Consider the following 16830-nt stretch of genomic DNA (forward strand, 5'->3'; position numbering starts at 1 on the left):
CGCATTCGCGAGCAAGCCCACACATTTGGATTGCGTTGTCTCAGCGATCCCACGTAGTGGGGCAATCTTTGCAACCTTCCATATTCGCATCCTGAAAGTTCGCATAATGCTGACGACTCCCCGTGAGCGTGGCTTTCTCCAGGTTGCTTTCACCAAACTTGGCTTCTTGCAGATTGGCATCACTGAGGTCCGCCCCTTGCAGGTCGGCCTTGCTCAACCACGTCATTTCCAAGTCAGCCGCACGCAGGTTGGCCTTGTGCATCTTCGCCCCTGACAACCGTGCAAATTGCAGGTAGGCCGCGCTGAGGTTGGCGTTTTCGAATTGCGCGCCTTGGGCAAACATCCCCCAGCCTTGCACCGCCATCAACGTGGCACCGGTAAAGTCGGCCAGGCGCAGATTGGCTTGCTGCAGGCTGGCGCGGGTCAGGTTGGCGCCTTGCAGTTGGGCTTTCTCCAGGTTGGCGAGGTCCAGGTTGGCGTGGCGCAAATCCGCATCGCGCAAGTCGGCACCGGCCAGGTTCATTTTGCTCAGGTTCTGGTTGCGCAGGTTGGCGCCCTTGAGGTTGGCGCCGGGGCACTGGCTGTGTTCGGCGATGGTGCAGCCGTTGATGATCAGGGGGGCGTCGTCGCCGTCGTCGGCGGCGTGAGCCAAGGGAAGTGACAGCAGCAGTAATAAAGGCAGGTAGTTCATCACGAGACCTTTTAGTGAGCGGGCTTGCCCCGCGCTGGGCGGCGAAGCCGCCCCAACAGGGACGGCGCCGTGTTTCAGAGAGACCGAGACGCCGGGGTTTGGGGCCGCTTCGCAGCCCAGCGCGGGGCAAGCCCGCTCACTGCAAGGCGGTCCCGCATTTACAAGCTTATTTTTGCGCGGTTTTGTTATCCCAACTCGGGATCTTGAACACCCAGAATGACCCACCCTGTGCCACCGGCTTGGTCAGCTCGGCCATGTCGCCGCCCCACAGCGGCACCGCGCCGCCATAGCCGACTGTCACGCCGACGTACTGCTCGCCATCCTGTTCCCAGGTGATCGGCGGCGAGACGATGCCGCTGCCGGTCTGAAACTTCCACAGTTCCTTGCCGGTTCTCGCGTCGAAAGCCTTGAAGAAACCGTCGCCGGTCCCGGTGAACACCAGGTTGCCCTTGGTCGCCAGCACGCCGGCCCACAGCGGCATGGCTTCCTTGTGTTCCCACACCACCTTGCCGGTGGTCGGGTTCATCGCACGCAGAGTGCCAACGTGGTCGTCATACATACGCTTGATGCGAAAGCCCATCCCAAGGTAAGCCGAGCCTTTCTTGTAGTTGACCTCTTCGGTCCAGTATTCCTCTTTCCACTGATTGCCCGGGATGTAGAACAGGCCGGTGTCCTGGCTGTAGGCCATGGGATTCCAGTTTTTGCCACCGAGGAACGGCGGCGAGACTTCCACTGGCTTGCCTTTGGTTTCACCGGGCAATGGCTTGGCCGGACGCTGGCCTTCGTTCTCCACGGGGCGGCCGGTCTTCAGGTCGATGTGGCTGGCCCAGGTGATGTTGTCGACGAACGGGAAGGCGTTCTGCAGCTTGCCGTTGTTGCGGTCCACCACATAGAAGAAACCGTTGCGGTCAGCGTGGCCGGTGGCCTTGATGACCTTGCCGTCCTTGTCCTTGTAGTCGAACAGCACCAGTTCGTTGTTGCCGGAGAAGTCCCAGGCATCGTTCGGCGTGTGCTGGTAGAACCACTTCACTTCGCCGGTGCTTGGGTCGACGCCGACCTGGCCCGAGGTGTAGAGGCTGTCGAAGTCGTGGGGGTTGCCGTCTTTGGACGTGCGCGCCCAGGTGTTCCATGGGCCAGGGTTGCCGGCACCGACGATGATGGTGTTGGTCTCGGCATCGAAGCTCGCGCTCTGCCAAGGCGCGCCGCCGCCGTGGCTCCAGGCCTCGACTTTGCCGGTTTCGGTGGTCGGGTCATCTGGCCACGAAGGCGCCTTGACGTCGCCGGTCGGGGTGCTGTCCTTGCCGTTCAGGCGGCCCATATGGCCTTCCACGAACGGACGCATCCAGACCTCTTCGCCGGTGTCCGGATCGCGCGCAAACAGCTGGCCGACCACGCCGAATTCATCGCCGGAGCTGCCGTGGATCAGCAGCACCTTGCCGCTGACCTTGTCTTTGACCAGCACCGGGGCGCCGGTCATGGTGTAGCCGGCGGCGTGGTCACCGAATTTTTTGTTCCACACCACTTTGCCGGTGTTTTTGTCGAGGGCGATCAGGCGCGCGTCGAGGGTGCCGAAGTAGATCTTGTCGCCAAAGATCGCCGCGCCACGGTTGACCACGTCACAGCACGGGCGAATGTTGTCGGGCAGGCGGTGGTTGTAGGTCCACAGGCGCTTGCCGGTCTTTGCATCAAGGGCGAACACACGGGAATACGAGCCGGTGACGTAGACCACGCCGTCATTGACGATGGCCTGGGATTCCTGGCCGCGTTGCTTCTCGTCGCCGAACGAGTAGGACCAGGCCGGGGTGAGCTTGAACACGTTCTTGTCGTTGACCTGGGCCAGGGGGCTCCAGCGTTGGGCGTTGGTGCCCATGCCGTATTGCAGCACGTCCTTGGTCGTCAGGTGGTCGTTGGCGATGTCTTCCCAGGTGACGTTGTGGGTGGGCTTCGCAGGTTCGGCGGCAGCAGAGCTTGCAGCACTGAGGGACAGGCTGCCCACCAGCAGAAAGGCTTGCACGGCAAGGCTTAGGGGTGAGCGGGCGGGTAGCGATCTTATTGTCATGGTTGCAGTTCCCAGTGGAGGTTTTGGCCTGCACAGGTTGCTGCCTGGACGGGTTGGCGAATACGGAAAAAGTCCCGGTGTTGCCGGGACAATTTCCCGAACCGCCTCTGATTTAGCAGTGCCCCACAAGGCCTGCTACCAACGGATGAGAACCCGCCCACCAAAGCAGCATACGGGTGCCGCCGGGCGCTTCCTAAGATGGTTGCCATAGCCTCTGCCAAGAGGTTTTGCGTGCACTCCTTAGGGGACAAAATAATGAAAACAAAACGCAACGCCTTGTTGACCGCCTGCCTCCTTACCGCTGCGATAGGTGCCGGTTCCGCCTGGGCCCACGGCAACGTGACCCCAACTGCCGTGGAAACCAAAGGCCTCACCCCGATCAAGGATGCCGGCGTGCCGCTGGACGCCGATGGCTGGGCCGCGACCAACCCGTATCGCACCTCCCCAGAGCATGACAAGGCCGTCGAAATCGGTGCCTCGGCGTACAACCAGAACTGCGCGGCGTGCCATGGCCTGGAAGCCAAGTCCGGCGGGATCGCCCCCGACCTGCGCATGCTGGATGCCGGCGACCCCGGGGATGAGTGGTTTGTCGAGCGGGTCCGCCACGGCGCCGTGCGCGATGGCCGGGTGTACATGCCGAAGATGGCTGACTACCTGAGCCAGGAAGCCCTGTGGGCGGTGCGCACTTACCTCGACAGCGTGCACGTCGAGGAGTAAGCCATGCGCCTGCGCGGGTGGTGGGTCTGCTGTTTGCCGGTGCTGGCCTGGGGCGCGCCCGTCGACCCGGTGCCCTCGGTGATGTGGGCCTACTACCACCAACGTTTCCTCGACAATGCGCCGTTCGTATTCGACGAGCGCGTGAAGCTCTTGGCGCCGCCGTTCGCCGAGGACGCGCGCCAGGTGCCGCTGGAGATTGATGCCCGTGCGTTCAAGGGCGAGGTGGTGAAGATCCTTGCCTGGGCCGAACTCAACCCGCTGCCACAGATTGTCGACTTCCAGCCGGTAGAGCGCGTGCTGGCGTGGCTGTCGATCCGGATTCGCATCGAACAGGCCACGCCGTTGCGCGCGGCGGTGTTGACCCGGGACGGGATGTGGCATGTCGGTTCGACACTGATCGATGCCGCCGGCGGCGGTTGCACGGCGCCCAGCGTGGTGCGCGCGCAAGCGGGCTGGGAAGACCACCTCGGCGAAGTGCTCGGCGGGCGCTACCCGCGCGCCGAATTCAGCCGGGTGAAGCTGCAAGTTGCCCATCCGATGGATAACGGCATGGTCAGTGGTATTCCCGAGTTTTTCGTTAACAATGCCGAACTTCACGGTGCCAACGGTGAGCTGTTGGCACGCCTGGAATTGTTCCCCGCCGTCAGCGAAAACCCCAACCTGGCCTTCGATATCGAAGGCGCCGAGCCCACGCGTTTGACTTTGCGCGACACCAGCGGCAGTCAATTCGAGGCGCTCATCCCATGACCCGGCGCTGGATTCTGCTCTGGCTGATCATGCTCAGCCAGCCGGTGCTGGCCGAGCTGGATTACGGCCTGAAACCCCGCCTGATCGCCGATGACACCTGGCTGCTGGAAGGCAGCACCGATAACTTCGCCAAGGACAACGGCGGCAACATCGTCAATATCGGGTTCATCGTCACCGAACCCGGCGTGGTGTTGATCGACACCGGGCCGTCCAAGCGCTACGGCGAAGCCCTGCGACAGGCCATCGCCAGCGTCACTGATAAGCCGGTGATCCAGGTGTTGCTGACTCACCACCACCCCGACCATGCGCTCGGCAACCAAGCGTTCAAGGAGGTGACCATCGGCGCCCTGGCCGGCACCGCCGAGTTACTGCACGAGCAGGGCGACAGCATGGCCGAGAACCTGTACCGCAGGGTCGGCGACTGGATGCGCGGCACTGAAGTGGTGTTGCCGGGTGAAGTGTTGCAAGCGGGCGTAAAAACCTTCGGCAGCCACGACCTGCAACTTCTGCACCTGCGCGGCCATACCGGTGCCGACCTGGCGATATTCGACCGCAAGACCGGCGTGCTGTTTGCCGGTGACCTGGTGTTCTACCAGCGCGCGCTCACCACGCCCAATTCACCGGGCCTTGCACTGTGGCTGGCCGATATCGCCACCCTGCAAGGCTTGCCCTGGACGCTGATCGTGCCCGGCCACGGCCCGATCGCGGCGGATGCAAAACCCTTCGAACAGATGCGCGACTACCTCACCTGGCTCGACCAGCTCCTGCGCGACGGCGCCGCCCAAGGTCGCGATATGCCTGAGCTGATCCGCAGCCCGATCCCCGAACGTTTCGCGGCGATCAACCTCAGCCGCTACGAACTGATCCGCAGCGTGACCCACCTGTACCCGCAGTACGAACGCGAGCAGATGCAACGCCTGCACCCCTGACAACACCCACAACAGACAGAGGCCTCACCATGATCTACGCACAACCTGGCACGCCCGGCGCCATCGTCAGCTTCAAGCCGCGCTACGGCAATTACATCGGTGGTGAGTTTGTCGCGCCGATCAACGGCGAGTACTTCACCAACACGTCGCCGGTCACCGGCGACGTCATCGCCGAATTCCCGCGCTCCAGCGCCGCCGATATCGACAAGGCCCTCGACGCCGCCCACGCCGCCGCTGATGCCTGGGGCAAGACGTCGGCCCAGGACCGCTCGCGGGTGTTGCTGAACATTGCCGACCGCATCGAGCAGCATCTCGAAGTGCTGGCCGTGGCCGAGACCTGGGACAACGGCAAGGCCGTGCGCGAAACCCTCAACGCCGACGTGCCGCTGGCTGCTGACCATTTCCGCTACTTCGCCGGTTGCATCCGCGCCCAGGAAGGCGGTGCCGCCGAGATCAACGAACTGACCACCGCCTATCACTTCCACGAGCCGCTGGGTGTGGTCGGGCAGATTATCCCGTGGAACTTCCCACTGCTGATGGCTGCGTGGAAACTTGCGCCGGCGTTGGCCGCCGGTAACTGCATCGTGCTTAAGCCGGCTGAGCAGACGCCGCTGTCGATCATGGTATTTGCCGAGCTGATCAATGACCTGCTGCCGCCGGGCGTGCTCAACATCGTGCAAGGCTTTGGCCGCGAAGCGGGGGAGGCGTTGGCCACCAGCAAGCGCATCGCCAAGATCGCCTTCACCGGCTCCACCCCGGTGGGCGCGCACATCATGCACGCGGCGGCCGAGAACATTATTCCGTCCACCGTGGAGCTGGGCGGCAAGTCGCCGAATATCTTCTTTGAAGACATCATGCAGGCCGAGCCGCAATTTATCGAAAAAGCCGCTGAAGGCCTGGTGCTGGCGTTCTTCAACCAGGGCGAAGTGTGCACCTGCCCATCGCGGGCGCTGGTGCAGGAGTCGATCTACGATGCATTCATGGCCGAGGTGATGAAGAAGATCGTCAAGATCAAGCGCGGCAACCCGCTGGACACCGAAACCATGGTCGGCGCCCAGGCGTCCGAGCAGCAATACGACAAGATCCTCTCCTACCTGAAGATCGCTCAGGAAGAGGGTGCGGTACTGCTGGCTGGCGGCGCGGCCGAACGTTTGGAAGGCGACCTGTCCAGTGGCTATTACATCCAGCCGACGTTGCTCAAGGGGCACAACAAGATGCGCGTGTTCCAAGAAGAAATCTTCGGGCCGGTAGTCGGTGTGACTACCTTCAAGGACGAGGCCGAAGCGTTGGCGATAGCCAATGACAGCGAGTTCGGCCTGGGCGCCGGTTTGTGGACCCGCGACATCAACCGCGCGTACCGCATGGGCCGAGCGATCAAAGCCGGTCGTGTGTGGACCAACTGTTATCACCTGTACCCGGCGCATGCGGCGTTTGGTGGGTACAAGAAGTCGGGCGTGGGGCGTGAGAACCACAAGATGATGTTGGATCATTACCAGCAGACCAAGAATTTGCTGGTGAGCTACGACATCAATCCACTGGGCTTCTTCTGATTCAACGCGCTCCCACCGTTTGATTGATGTACACCTGAGACTAATGCAGTGCGGCTGCTACTTCGAAAGTAGCATTCGCCCCCGTTGATCTGCGTGCATTAATGAAATCACCGGAACATCCCGGTACAACAAGAGGACGACCCCCCATGTGGACCAAACCTGCCTTTACTGACCTGCGTATCGGCTTCGAAGTGACAATGTACTTCGCCAGCCGTTGACCTCCACCCGGCCAGCCCAGCGCTGGCCGGTGCTGGCCGCAAGCATGCCCCTTTGGTCTGATTGCAATCGCAGCCGGATGGGTTAGTGTGGAGCGCATTCTTCCAAAATAATAAAAACAGGCTTTCCAATGAGCCCAAATCTGAGCCTTCTGCGCAAATTCGTCTCGCCTGAAATCATCTTTGGTGCCGGCTGCCGGCACAACGTCGGCAACTATGCCAAGACCTTTGGCGCGCGCAAGGTGCTGGTGGTCAGCGACCCCGGGGTGCTCGCCGCTGGTTGGGTGGCTGATGTGGAAGCCAGCCTGCAAGCCATTGGTGTCGACTACTGCCTGTACACCGCCGTGTCGCCCAACCCCCGCGTCGAAGAAGTGATGCTCGGCGCCGAGGTGTACCGTGAAAACCACTGTGATGTGATCGTGGCCATTGGCGGCGGTAGCCCGATGGATTGCGCCAAGGCCATCGGCATTGTGGTGGCCCACGGGCGCAGCATCCTTGAGTTCGAGGGCGTGGATACCATTCGTGTGCCCAGCCCGCCGCTGATCCTCATCCCAACCACCGCCGGCACCTCGGCGGATGTCTCGCAGTTCGTAATCATCTCCAACCAGCAGGAGCGCATGAAGTTCTCCATCGTCAGCAAGGCGGTGGTCCCGGACGTGTCGCTGATCGACCCGGAAACCACCGCCAGCATGGACCCGTTCCTGTCCGCCTGTACCGGTATTGACGCACTGGTGCATGCCATCGAAGCATTCGTCTCCACCGGCCATGGTCCGCTGACCGACCCGCATGCGCTGGAGGCGATGCGCCTGATCAACGGCAATCTGGTGCAGATGATCGCCAATCCCGGCGACATTGCCCTGCGCGAGAAAATCATGCTCGGCAGCATGCAGGCCGGGCTGGCGTTTTCCAATGCGATCCTTGGCGCGGTGCATGCTATGTCCCACAGCCTTGGCGGCTTCCTCGACTTGCCCCATGGGTTGTGCAACGCGGTACTGGTGGAGCATGTGGTGGCGTTCAACTACAACTCGGCGCCGGAGCGTTTCCAGGTGATTGCCGAGACGTTCGGCATCGACTGCCGCGGCCTCAATCATCGGCAGATCTGCGGGCGGCTGGTGGAGCATCTGATCGCACTGAAGCATGCGATTGGCTTCCATGAAACCCTCGGCCTGCATGGCGTGCGCGTGGCGGATATTCCCTTCCTGTCCCAGCATGCGATGCATGACCCGTGCATCCTCACAAATCCCAGGGAGTCGAGCCAGCGCGACGTCGAGGTTGTCTATGGCGAAGCGCTCTGAGGACCAGCAACTCGCCCTCGCCGGGTTGCTGGGGCTGGGCAATCACTCCGCGCGCAAGAGCCATTACCCGGAACTCGCCGCGCGACTGGACGAGCTTGAGGCCGAGCGCAACCGCTATATCCGCCTCAACGATGAGCTGGAACAGCGCGTCGCCGCGCGCACCGATGAACTGCTCGAAGCCAACCTCAACCTGCAACAGCAGATCGCCCAGCGCGAACAGATCGAACAGGACCTGCGCGATGCCCGTGACGCCGCCCAGGCCGCCAACCGCAGCAAGGACAAATACCTCGCCGCCGCCAGCCATGACTTGCTGCAGCCTTTGAATGCCGCGCGATTGCTGATCGCCACCTTGCGCGAGCGACAGTTGCCCAGCGTCGAGCAGGTGCTGGTGGAGCGCACGCACCAAGCACTGGAAGGCGCCGAGGATTTGCTCACCGATTTGCTCGATATCTCGCGGCTGGACCAGGCGGCCGTCAAGCCGGACGTGGCGTTGTATCGGCTGGATGAGCTGTTCGCGCCGCTGGTCTCGGAGTTCCAATCGGTGGCCCTGGCGGCCGGGTTGAACCTGCGGGTGCGCACCGGCTGTTATGCGATCAATACCGACCTGCGGTTGCTGACGCGGATTCTGCGTAATTTCCTCAGCAATGCCTGTCGTTATACCGACGAAGGTTGCATCCTGCTCGGTGCTCGACGCCGAGGGGGTCGCCTGCGCCTGGAAGTGTGGGATACCGGTCGCGGGATTGCGGCCGACCGGCTGCAGACGATCTTCCTCGAGTTCAACCAGCTCGACGTCGGCCGCGCCTCGGACCGCAAGGGCGTAGGGCTGGGGTTGGCGATTGTCGAGCGTATCGCCGAGATTCTGGGGTATCCGATTGCCGTGCGTTCCTGGCCGGGGCGGGGTTCGATGTTCAGCATCGAGGTGCCGTTGAGTGACGAAATGCCCCTGCCGATCAGCCAGTTGCCGGTGCAACCGAGCACGGGCAACCCGCTGCCTGGGCGGCGTTTGCTGGTGATCGATAACGAAGTGAGCATCCTCGAAAGCATGCGCGCGCTGCTCGGGCAGTGGGGCTGCGAAGTGGTCACCGCCACCGACCAGGCGGGTGCGTTGCTGGCTTTGCAGGGCAGGGCGCCGGAGCTGATCCTGGCGGACTATCACTTGGACCATGGGGTGGTGGGCTGTGCGGTGGTCAAGCACCTGCGCGAGCATTTCGAGCAGAACATTCCTGCGGTGATCATCACGGCTGACCGCACTGACCAATGCCGACGTGCCTTGCGTCGCCTCGAAGCACCGCTGTTGAACAAACCGGTCAAGCCCGGCAAGTTACGCGCGGTGTTGAGTCAGCTATTGGCCTAGGTCAACACGCCGCAGGTGGTTTTGCCCCATGCTCAAGCCTTGATTTAGAGCCTTGGAGCACCCGATGAGCGCGGCATCCTTTAAATTACCCCTGGGCCTGGTTGTCGCGGTGTTGGTAATGACCGGCGTGCTGCTGTTGCCGCTGCCCGCCGACTTGCCCGTGGCCGGGCACCGCATGCTGGCGATCCTTGCGTTTGCCGTGGTGGTGTGGATCACCGAAGCGGTGTCCTATGAAGCCAGCGCGATCATGATCACTTCGCTGATAGCGTTTTTGCTGGGGACCGCGCCGTCGCTGCAAGACCCGACGCACTTGATCGGCACCAGCCCGGCGATCAGCATGGCCCTTACCGGGTTCTCCAACCCGGCGTTGGCGCTGGTGGCCGGCGCGCTGTTTATCGCCGCCGCCATGACCCACACCGGCCTGGATCGGCGTATCGCCCTGGTGACCTTGAGTCGGGTCGGCACCAGCACCCGGCGCATCCTGCTGGGGGCGATTGCGGTGACCATCCTGCTCAGCCTCGTGGTGCCCAGTGCCACGGCGCGCAGTGCCTGCGTAGTGCCGATCATGATGGGCGTGATCGCGGCCTTTGGTGTCGACAAACGCTCGAATATCGCCGCTGGCATCATGATCGTCGTCGCCCAGGGCACTAGCATCTGGAACGTCGGCATCCAGACCGCCGCCGCGCAGAACCTGCTGACCGTCGGCTTCATGGACAAGATGCTGGGTCAGCGCGTGTCATGGATCGACTGGCTGATCGCCGGCGCGCCGTGGGCGTTGATCATGTCGGCGGTGTTGCTGTTCCTGGTGCTCAAATTGCTGCCGCCGGAAACCGACAGCATCCCGGGCGGTAAAGAGGCGGTGGCGCAGTCGCTGGTGGAGATCGGGCCCATGACCGGGCCGCAGAAGCGCCTGTTGAGCGTTTCGGTATTGCTGCTGCTGGCCTGGGCCACGGAAGGGCGCCTGCACAGTTTCGACACCGCCTCCACGACCTACGCCGGGCTGGTGTTCCTGCTATTGCCGGGCATCGGTGTGATGACCTGGAAGGATGTGCAGTCACGCATTCCGTGGGGCACGGTGATTGTGTTCGGGGTTGGCATCAGCCTCGGCACTGCGCTGCTGACCACCCAGGCCGGGCAATGGCTGGGTTCTGCTGTTGTGGCCCACACGGGGTTGGATCAAGTTGGGCCGTTGGGGATGTTTGCGATTCTTGGCGCATTCCTGATCCTGATTCACCTGGGGTTCGCCAGCGCCACGGCATTGACCTCGGCGTTGCTGCCGATCCTGATCGCGGTGCTGCAGACCTTGCCGGGGGATTTCAGCCGGTTGGGCATGACCATGCTGTTGGGGTTTGTGATGAGCTATGGGTTTATCCTGCCGATCAATGCGCCGCAGAACATGGTGTGCATGGGGACTGGGACGTTTACGGCGCGGCAGTTTGCCAAGGTGGGGATCCTGGTGACGCTGATTGGCTATCTGTTGATGCTGGTGTTTGCGGCGACTTACTGGAGTTGGCTTGGTTGGATCTGACATTTGGAATGTGGTCTTCAGTACGCATGAGATCCGAATGTAGGAGCGGGCTTGCTCGCGAAGCAGGGTGTCAGGCGACGTGTTTGTTACTGATCCAGCGCATTCGCAAGCAAGTCCCCTCCCACATTTGGGCCGTATTTCATACTGAGATTGAGGTGGATCGACTGGCTCTGTTCCAGCAGTCTCAGCCCAGGCCTGCCCGGCAGATGATGGGCGTTCACCGGATGGCTCACCGGCTCGATGCAAAAGAACCCCAGCCCCGGCGGGCAGTACAGCAGGAAGTAATCGGCGCCGCTGGCCTGGCATTCCAGCGTATAGCCCAGCTCTGGTTGCTCGATCAGGCAATGCCCATCCCACTGGCAAAAGCCGTTGTCCACCAGGCCTTCGGGTAGGTTTTTCAGTTCCCGGAAGTCCCAGGCATCCGGCACGGGCGCCAAGAGCGTAGGCAACTTGGACGCATCACTCATCCACACCTGTGACGCCTCGGCCTGTAAGCGTGTGCCCGGCCGACGTGGCAAGTAGGGATGCAATCCCAGGCCATGCCACGCGGGTGTTTCTGCCAGATGGGTCACGCTCAGCGTAATACTCAGCTCACCCTTGCTCAATCGAAAGCGCTGCTCGGCGCGATAGGCGAACGGCGTGTCGCACTCCACGGCCAGTACCACTTCACTCGCTGACTGGCTCACCACCTGCCACGCCTGCTGCCAGGCGGAACCATGAATCGGCAAGGGGTCCGTGAGGCTATTGGGCGCCAGGGCCAGCCAGCCGTCGGGGTTGTCGAAACCGCCTCGGGAAACTCGGTTGGACCAGGGGGCCAAGGGATAGCAGCCCAGTTTGCCCGGCAAACCGGTGTTCAGCGCTTGTTGGTCACTATGGCGCAGCAAAGGCTGCCCGGTTGCTCGTACCGTCCAATTGACGATGCTGGCGCCTGTGGCCGGCGCGAGGGTGAGGTGGGTGAGTTGATCGCTGAGTTCGATGAGGTGTGACGACATGGTGTCTCGCCGTATGAAATAGGCCCAACGCAGAGGTTCAGTGTGGGAGCAGGCAAGCCCGCTCCCACATTTGAATCTGTTGTGTTTTTGATAGAGGTTTACAGCACCACGCTTGGCAGCCACAGCGACAGCGCCGGGATGTAGGTCACGGCGATCAGGATCAGGAACAGCACGGCATAAAACGGCAGCAGCGCCTTAGCGGTCTTCTCAATGGTGGTCTTGCCCACCGCCGCGCCCACGAACAGGACCGCGCCCACGGGCGGGGTGATCAAACCAATGCCGAGGTTCACCAGCATGATCATGCCGAAGTGCACCGGGTCGACGCCAATACCCAGCACCACCGGCAGCAGAATCGGCGTAAGGATCAAGATCAGCGGCGCCATGTCCATCACTGTGCCGAGCAACAGCAACATGGCGTTGATGCACATCAGGATGACGTAGCGGTTGTCCGACAGGGTCAGGAACATCGTGGTGATCTTCGCCGGGATCTGCATCAGGGTCATGATGTAGCCGAAGCTGGCGGCGAAGGCGATCAGGATCATCACGATGGAAATGGTGCGCACCGTGCGGTGCATCAGCTTGGGCAGCTCGTTCCATTTGTAGTCGCGGTAAATGAACATGGTCACGAAGAACGCCCACAGCACGGCTATCGCGGCGGATTCGGTGGCGGTGAAAACCCCCGAGAGGATGCCGCCGAGGATGATCACCATTGCCATCAGGCCCCACAGCGCGTCGGCGGCGATCTTCAGCGCCTGTTTCAAGGGGATGACTTCGCCCTTCGGGTAATTGCGCTTTTTCGCGAAGATCAGGCACAGCGCCATCAAGCACGCGCTCATCAACAGGCCGGGGACCACGCCGGCCATGAACAGCGAGGCGATGGAGACGGTGCCGCCGGCTGCGAGGGAGTAGAGCACCGAGTTATGGCTAGGCGGGGTCAGCAGGGCCTGCACCGAACCGCTGACGGTCACCGCCGTGGCGAATTCGCGGGGGTAACCACGGCGTTCCATTTCCGGGATCAGCACCGAGCCGACCGAGGCGGTGTCCGCCACCGACGAGCCGGAAATTGCCCCAAAAAACGTCGAAGCCATGATGTTCACCAAGGACAGGCCGCCGCGCACAAAGCCCACCAGCACCCCGGCAAACGCCACCAGCCGCCGCGACATGCCGCCCTCGGCCATGATCGCCCCGGCCAGCACAAAGAACGGAATCGCCATCAGCGAAAACTTGTTCACCCCGCCGGCCACCTGAATCATCAGGGCCTGGAACGGGATGTCGATCCACCACGCGCCGATCAGCGCCGACAGCCCGAGCGCGTAGGCCACCGGCATGCCGATCAGGATCAAGGCGACAAAACTGCCCAACAGAATCAATGCGTCCATATCAGGCGGCCCCTTCGCTTTCTTCAACCAGGTCGAAGCGCACGACCCGACGGTTGCTCTGGTCACCGAGCAGGAGTTTTTCCACGACAAAAATCAGCGTCAGCAGCCCGCCAATCGGGATCGGCATGTAGGTAATGCCCACGCGCAGAGTAGGGATGGCGCTCATGAACTGGTTCCACGTGGACATGCACAGCTTGGTGCCCCAGATCGTCATGAACAGGCAGACCGTCGCCATCAGCAATTGGGAAAAAATGCTGACGAGGCGGCGTTGTTGCGCCGGCAAGCGGTCAGTAACCATGGCCACCGACATATGCGCCCCGGCGCGGTAACTCGCGGCGGCGCCGATAAAGGTGAAGACCAGCATCAGCAGGATGGCGGTAGGCTCCGGCCAGCTTGCGCCGGTGCCGAGGATATAGCGGGCGAAGATGCCCCAGGGAATAATCAGTGCGACGCCGAGAACCGAAAGGCCGGCGACCCAGATGCAGGTCATGTAGATGCGGTCGTTGATGCGCAGCAGTAAATTCTTCATGGCGTTCACCGTAACCGGGCGCGTCAGTGTGGACCGCGCCAGGCCTTGCTTAGGGGAGGGGCGTTATTGAACGGCGTCGATACGCGTGATGATGTCGGCGTAAGGCGCGCCGTACTTCGCACGCACCGCTGCGGTGGCGTCATAGAAGGGTTTTTTGTCGACGGTGATGAACTCGACGCCGGCGGCCTTGAGCTTGGCTTCGCTGCTGGCGGACTTGGCGTCCCACAGCACGCGCTCGTCAGCCTGGGCGGCCTTGGCGGCTTTCTTGACCATGTCCTGTTGCGCAGGGGTGAGTTTGTTCCAGGTGATTTTCGACATCACGATGGGTTCAGGCAGGATCAGGTGCTCGGTGAGGGTGTAGAACTTGGCGTTCTGGAAGTGGTTGTGTTCCAGCATCGTGGGCGGGTTGTTTTCTGCGCCGTCGATAACGCCGGTCTGCAGGGCGCTGAAGATTTCGCCGGTGTCCATGGCAATGCCGTTGGCGCCCATGGCATTGAAGGCGTCGATGAACAGCGGGTTGCCTTGCACGCGAATCTTCATGCCCTTGAGGTCTTCGATCTTGCGCACCGGCTTTTTCGTGTAGAGGTTGCGCGTGCCGCCGTCCATCCAGGCCAGGGCCACCAGGCCGAACTCGGAGTCGGTGATCTTGGCGAGGATTTCATCGCCGATTTCACCGTCGATGACCTTGCGCATATGCGCCTGGTCGCGGAACACGAACGGCAGGTTGAACACGTTCACGTCCGGCACCACCGGGCCGACGATGCCGAGGCTGACACGGGTCATCTGGATGGCGCCGACCTGAGCCTGCTCGACCACTTCTTTCTCGGAGCCGAGGACCCCGCCAGGGAAATACTTGAAGGTCAGTTCGCCGTTGCTTTCTTTGGTCAGGGCCTTGCCCATGTTCTCTTCTGCAACGACGGTGGGGTAGCCGGCGGGGTGGATGTCGGCGAATTTGATTTCCAGCGCGTTAGCGGCGCTGCTGAGGGTAAAGAATGCAGCGGCGAGCAAGGTGCGTTTGAAGTCCATGGGGTTCATTCCTGTCTTGTTATTGTTGTATTCAAGGCATAGCGATGCAGCTAAAGGGTGAACGTAGGCTCCGGCAAACCGGTGATGCCGGGGTTGAGGGCAAACACGCCGCCGGACAGCGACTGCTCACTCGGGTCATCACGGATCGAGGTGACGAACAGGGTGTCCAGGCGGCTGCCGCCAAAGGCGCACATGGTGGGTTTTTTCACCGGTACGGTGAGGGAACGGTCGAGGCGACCCTCGGGGGTGAAGCGGTGGATGAGCCCGGCGTCATTGGCGCAAATCCAGTAGCAGCCGTCGGCGTCCACCGCCGCGCCGTCGGGTCGGCCGAGGTGGTTGTGCATATCCACGAACACGCGGCGATTGGATGGGGTGCCGCTGTCGATGTCGTAATCGAACGCCCAGATCTGCTGCACCAGCGGGTGAGAGTCCGAGGCGTACATCGTGCGGCCGTCGGGGCTGAAGGCCAGGCCGTTCAGGGTGATGAAACCGTCCAGCTGAGCGTGGGGCGCCAGGCCTGACGCGTAGCGGTAGAGGACGCCCTCGGCCGCGTTCAAACCCATATTCAGCACCATGCTGCCGGCCCAGAAACGACCCTGGCGATCACAGCGGCCATCGTTCAGACGCATGTCCGCGCGTGGGTGCTCGACACTCGCCAGTGGCGTGGTGTCGAGGCTGCCATCGTTGTGCGGGGTGAGCTGGAAGAAGCCGGTTGCCATCCCGGCAACCCAGTTGCCCGCATCCGTGCGGGCGATGCAGGCGAGCATCTGCGGGGCTGTCCACGCAGCGATATGCCCAGTGGCGGCGCTCCAGCGTTGCAGGCCGCCGTTGGGGATATCCACCCAGTACAGGGCGTTTTCCTCGGGCACCCACACCGGGCATTCGCCCACGGCATTGCGCGCATCGACAATCAGTTCAGCGGTCATGGCAACTCATTCCCTTGGGGTGGTGTGCGCTCAGTCACCGAACGGCCCAGCAGCGCAGAATGCGCCACCCTGGTAGACCTTGGCCGGGTCGTCGGCGGCGACCGGTGGCTGGGTTTCGACCTGGGCGCGGAACACTTCGGAGCTGTCTTTGGGGACGAAGCCCAGGTGCGCGGCGTAGCGGTTGTCCCACCAGGTGTCGAGGTTATCCGACATGCCGTAGACCACGGTGTGGCCGACGTTGGGTGTGTACAGCGCGCGTTCGAGGAGTTGGGTCAGGTCGTCGAAGCTCAGCCAGGTGTGCATCATCCGGCGGTTCTGCGGTTCCGGGAACGAGGAGCCGATGCGGATGCTGACGGTCTCGATGCCGTAGCGATCGAAGTAGAAACTGGCCATGTCTTCGCCGTAGGACTTGGACAATCCGTAGTAGCTGTCTGGACGGCGAGGGGAGTGGGCGTCGAGTTTTTCGCCCTGCTTGTAGAAGCCGATCACGTGGTTGGAGCTGGCGAAAATCACACGCTTGACGCCATGGCGGCGCGCGGCTTCGTAGAGATGGAAAGTACCGCAGATATTCGCGCCGAGCACTTCTTCGAACGAGCGCTCAACCGATACGCCGCCGAAGTGCAGGATCGCGTCGACGCCTTCCACTAAATGGTGCACGGCTTGTTTGTCGCAGAGGTCGCACGTTTGCACTTCTTCGCACGCGTCGGCAGCCGGGGCCATGTTGGCGATGTCCGACAGACGCAGTACCTGGGCGTAAGGGCGCAGGCGTTCACGCAGGACTTTGCCCAGGCCGCCCGCGGCGCCGGTGAGCAGCAGGCGGTTGAATGGAACGGGCGTAGATGTGGTGGTGGTCATGAGGGGTCCATTATTGTTGTAGGTTGTCGTATGACTTT

Annotated in this window: 16 protein-coding genes; 8 read left to right on the forward strand and 8 right to left on the reverse strand. The window is 62.2% G+C overall.

What is annotated here, in order from left to right; all coding sequences use genetic code 11:
* Positions 1-40: 40 nt before the first annotated feature.
* Positions 41-691 carry a pentapeptide repeat-containing protein gene (locus AACY44_RS22675; RefSeq protein WP_339420032.1) on the reverse strand — a complete coding sequence of 217 codons (651 nt, stop codon included), beginning with the start codon at positions 689-691 and terminating at the stop codon, positions 41-43.
* 166 nt (positions 692-857) lie between these two features.
* On the reverse strand, positions 858-2750 hold the full coding sequence (gene exaA / locus AACY44_RS22680; RefSeq protein WP_339493512.1) for a quinoprotein ethanol dehydrogenase: 1893 nt from the start codon (positions 2748-2750) through the stop codon (positions 858-860).
* 255 nt (positions 2751-3005) lie between these two features.
* Here exaA and pedF point away from each other — a divergent pair, with 255 nt between their 5' ends.
* The 8 genes from pedF to AACY44_RS22720 all read left to right on the forward strand — a co-directional run bounded on the left by pedF (position 3006) and on the right by AACY44_RS22720 (position 11085).
* Positions 3006-3467, forward strand: a complete 462-nt coding sequence (gene pedF / locus AACY44_RS22685; RefSeq protein ID WP_339436208.1) for a cytochrome c-550 PedF — start codon at positions 3006-3008, stop codon at positions 3465-3467.
* A gap of 3 nt (positions 3468-3470) precedes the next feature.
* Positions 3471-4214, forward strand: a complete 744-nt coding sequence (locus tag AACY44_RS22690; RefSeq protein WP_339531106.1) for a quinoprotein dehydrogenase-associated SoxYZ-like carrier — start codon at positions 3471-3473, stop codon at positions 4212-4214.
* Entirely contained in the window at positions 4211-5143 is a 933-nt protein-coding gene (locus AACY44_RS22695) for a quinoprotein relay system zinc metallohydrolase 1 (protein WP_339531108.1), read from the forward strand. Before AACY44_RS22690 ends, AACY44_RS22695 begins: the two co-directional genes overlap by 4 nt.
* Before the next feature lie 29 nt (positions 5144-5172).
* Positions 5173-6693 (forward strand): acetaldehyde dehydrogenase ExaC, encoded by a 1521-nt coding sequence (gene exaC / locus AACY44_RS22700; RefSeq protein WP_339428158.1) that lies wholly within the window; start codon positions 5173-5175, stop codon positions 6691-6693.
* A gap of 146 nt (positions 6694-6839) precedes the next feature.
* Complete coding sequence (gene pqqA / locus AACY44_RS22705) at positions 6840-6911, forward strand: pyrroloquinoline quinone precursor peptide PqqA (protein WP_010209364.1); 72 nt, start codon at positions 6840-6842, stop codon at positions 6909-6911.
* Positions 6912-7039: 128 nt separating this feature from the next.
* The gene (ercA, locus tag AACY44_RS22710; RefSeq protein WP_339436212.1) at positions 7040-8203 is read left to right on the forward strand and encodes an alcohol dehydrogenase-like regulatory protein ErcA; all 1164 of its coding nucleotides are present in this window, start codon (positions 7040-7042) and stop codon (positions 8201-8203) included.
* Positions 8187-9557 (forward strand): ATP-binding response regulator, encoded by a 1371-nt coding sequence (locus tag AACY44_RS22715; RefSeq protein ID WP_339531110.1) that lies wholly within the window; start codon positions 8187-8189, stop codon positions 9555-9557. The genes ercA and AACY44_RS22715 overlap by 17 nt, the downstream gene beginning before the upstream one ends.
* Before the next feature lie 64 nt (positions 9558-9621).
* Positions 9622-11085: a DASS family sodium-coupled anion symporter gene (locus tag AACY44_RS22720; protein WP_339420048.1), complete on the forward strand. Its 1464-nt coding sequence runs from the start codon at positions 9622-9624 to the stop codon at positions 11083-11085.
* Positions 11086-11171: 86 nt separating this feature from the next.
* Here AACY44_RS22720 and AACY44_RS22725 read toward each other — a convergent pair whose 3' ends face one another.
* The 6 genes from AACY44_RS22725 to AACY44_RS22750 form a co-directional block, all read right to left on the reverse strand.
* Positions 11172-12077: an aldose 1-epimerase gene (locus AACY44_RS22725; RefSeq protein WP_339420050.1), complete on the reverse strand. Its 906-nt coding sequence runs from the start codon at positions 12075-12077 to the stop codon at positions 11172-11174.
* 98 nt (positions 12078-12175) lie between these two features.
* On the reverse strand, positions 12176-13456 hold the full coding sequence (locus tag AACY44_RS22730; RefSeq protein WP_339420052.1) for a TRAP transporter large permease: 1281 nt from the start codon (positions 13454-13456) through the stop codon (positions 12176-12178).
* A gap of 1 nt (position 13457) precedes the next feature.
* The gene (locus AACY44_RS22735; RefSeq protein ID WP_339420053.1) at positions 13458-13985 is read right to left on the reverse strand and encodes a TRAP transporter small permease; all 528 of its coding nucleotides are present in this window, start codon (positions 13983-13985) and stop codon (positions 13458-13460) included.
* 63 nt (positions 13986-14048) lie between these two features.
* On the reverse strand, positions 14049-15011 hold the full coding sequence (locus tag AACY44_RS22740; RefSeq protein WP_339420055.1) for a TRAP transporter substrate-binding protein: 963 nt from the start codon (positions 15009-15011) through the stop codon (positions 14049-14051).
* 50 nt (positions 15012-15061) lie between these two features.
* Positions 15062-15937: an SMP-30/gluconolactonase/LRE family protein gene (locus AACY44_RS22745; protein WP_339420057.1), complete on the reverse strand. Its 876-nt coding sequence runs from the start codon at positions 15935-15937 to the stop codon at positions 15062-15064.
* 30 nt (positions 15938-15967) lie between these two features.
* The gene (locus AACY44_RS22750; protein WP_339428166.1) at positions 15968-16792 is read right to left on the reverse strand and encodes an NAD-dependent epimerase/dehydratase family protein; all 825 of its coding nucleotides are present in this window, start codon (positions 16790-16792) and stop codon (positions 15968-15970) included.
* Positions 16793-16830 lie beyond the last annotated feature (38 nt).

It is taken from the genome of Pseudomonas sp. RA_15y_Pfl1_P11, from assembly GCF_963970975.1.
GTDB classification, from domain to species: domain Bacteria; phylum Pseudomonadota; class Gammaproteobacteria; order Pseudomonadales; family Pseudomonadaceae; genus Aquipseudomonas; species Aquipseudomonas tritici.

What these genes read in the sequence shown, in the direction of transcription:
- AACY44_RS22675 (WP_339420032.1), bottom strand. Translation starts at nt 691, where the DNA reads ATGAACTACCTGCCTTTATTACTGCTGCTGTCACTTCCCTTGGCTCAC.
- exaA (WP_339493512.1), bottom strand. Translation starts at nt 2,750, where the DNA reads ATGACAATAAGATCGCTACCCGCCCGCTCACCCCTAAGCCTTGCCGTG.
- pedF (WP_339436208.1), top strand. Translation starts at nt 3,006, where the DNA reads ATGAAAACAAAACGCAACGCCTTGTTGACCGCCTGCCTCCTTACCGCT.
- AACY44_RS22690 (WP_339531106.1), top strand. Translation starts at nt 3,471, where the DNA reads ATGCGCCTGCGCGGGTGGTGGGTCTGCTGTTTGCCGGTGCTGGCCTGG.
- AACY44_RS22695 (WP_339531108.1), top strand. Translation starts at nt 4,211, where the DNA reads ATGACCCGGCGCTGGATTCTGCTCTGGCTGATCATGCTCAGCCAGCCG.
- exaC (WP_339428158.1), top strand. Translation starts at nt 5,173, where the DNA reads ATGATCTACGCACAACCTGGCACGCCCGGCGCCATCGTCAGCTTCAAG.
- ercA (WP_339436212.1), top strand. Translation starts at nt 7,040, where the DNA reads ATGAGCCCAAATCTGAGCCTTCTGCGCAAATTCGTCTCGCCTGAAATC.
- AACY44_RS22715 (WP_339531110.1), top strand. Translation starts at nt 8,187, where the DNA reads ATGGCGAAGCGCTCTGAGGACCAGCAACTCGCCCTCGCCGGGTTGCTG.
- AACY44_RS22720 (WP_339420048.1), top strand. Translation starts at nt 9,622, where the DNA reads ATGAGCGCGGCATCCTTTAAATTACCCCTGGGCCTGGTTGTCGCGGTG.
- AACY44_RS22725 (WP_339420050.1), bottom strand. Translation starts at nt 12,077, where the DNA reads ATGTCGTCACACCTCATCGAACTCAGCGATCAACTCACCCACCTCACC.
- AACY44_RS22730 (WP_339420052.1), bottom strand. Translation starts at nt 13,456, where the DNA reads ATGGACGCATTGATTCTGTTGGGCAGTTTTGTCGCCTTGATCCTGATC.
- AACY44_RS22735 (WP_339420053.1), bottom strand. Translation starts at nt 13,985, where the DNA reads ATGAAGAATTTACTGCTGCGCATCAACGACCGCATCTACATGACCTGC.
- AACY44_RS22740 (WP_339420055.1), bottom strand. Translation starts at nt 15,011, where the DNA reads ATGGACTTCAAACGCACCTTGCTCGCCGCTGCATTCTTTACCCTCAGC.
- AACY44_RS22745 (WP_339420057.1), bottom strand. Translation starts at nt 15,937, where the DNA reads ATGACCGCTGAACTGATTGTCGATGCGCGCAATGCCGTGGGCGAATGC.
- AACY44_RS22750 (WP_339428166.1), bottom strand. Translation starts at nt 16,792, where the DNA reads ATGACCACCACCACATCTACGCCCGTTCCATTCAACCGCCTGCTGCTC.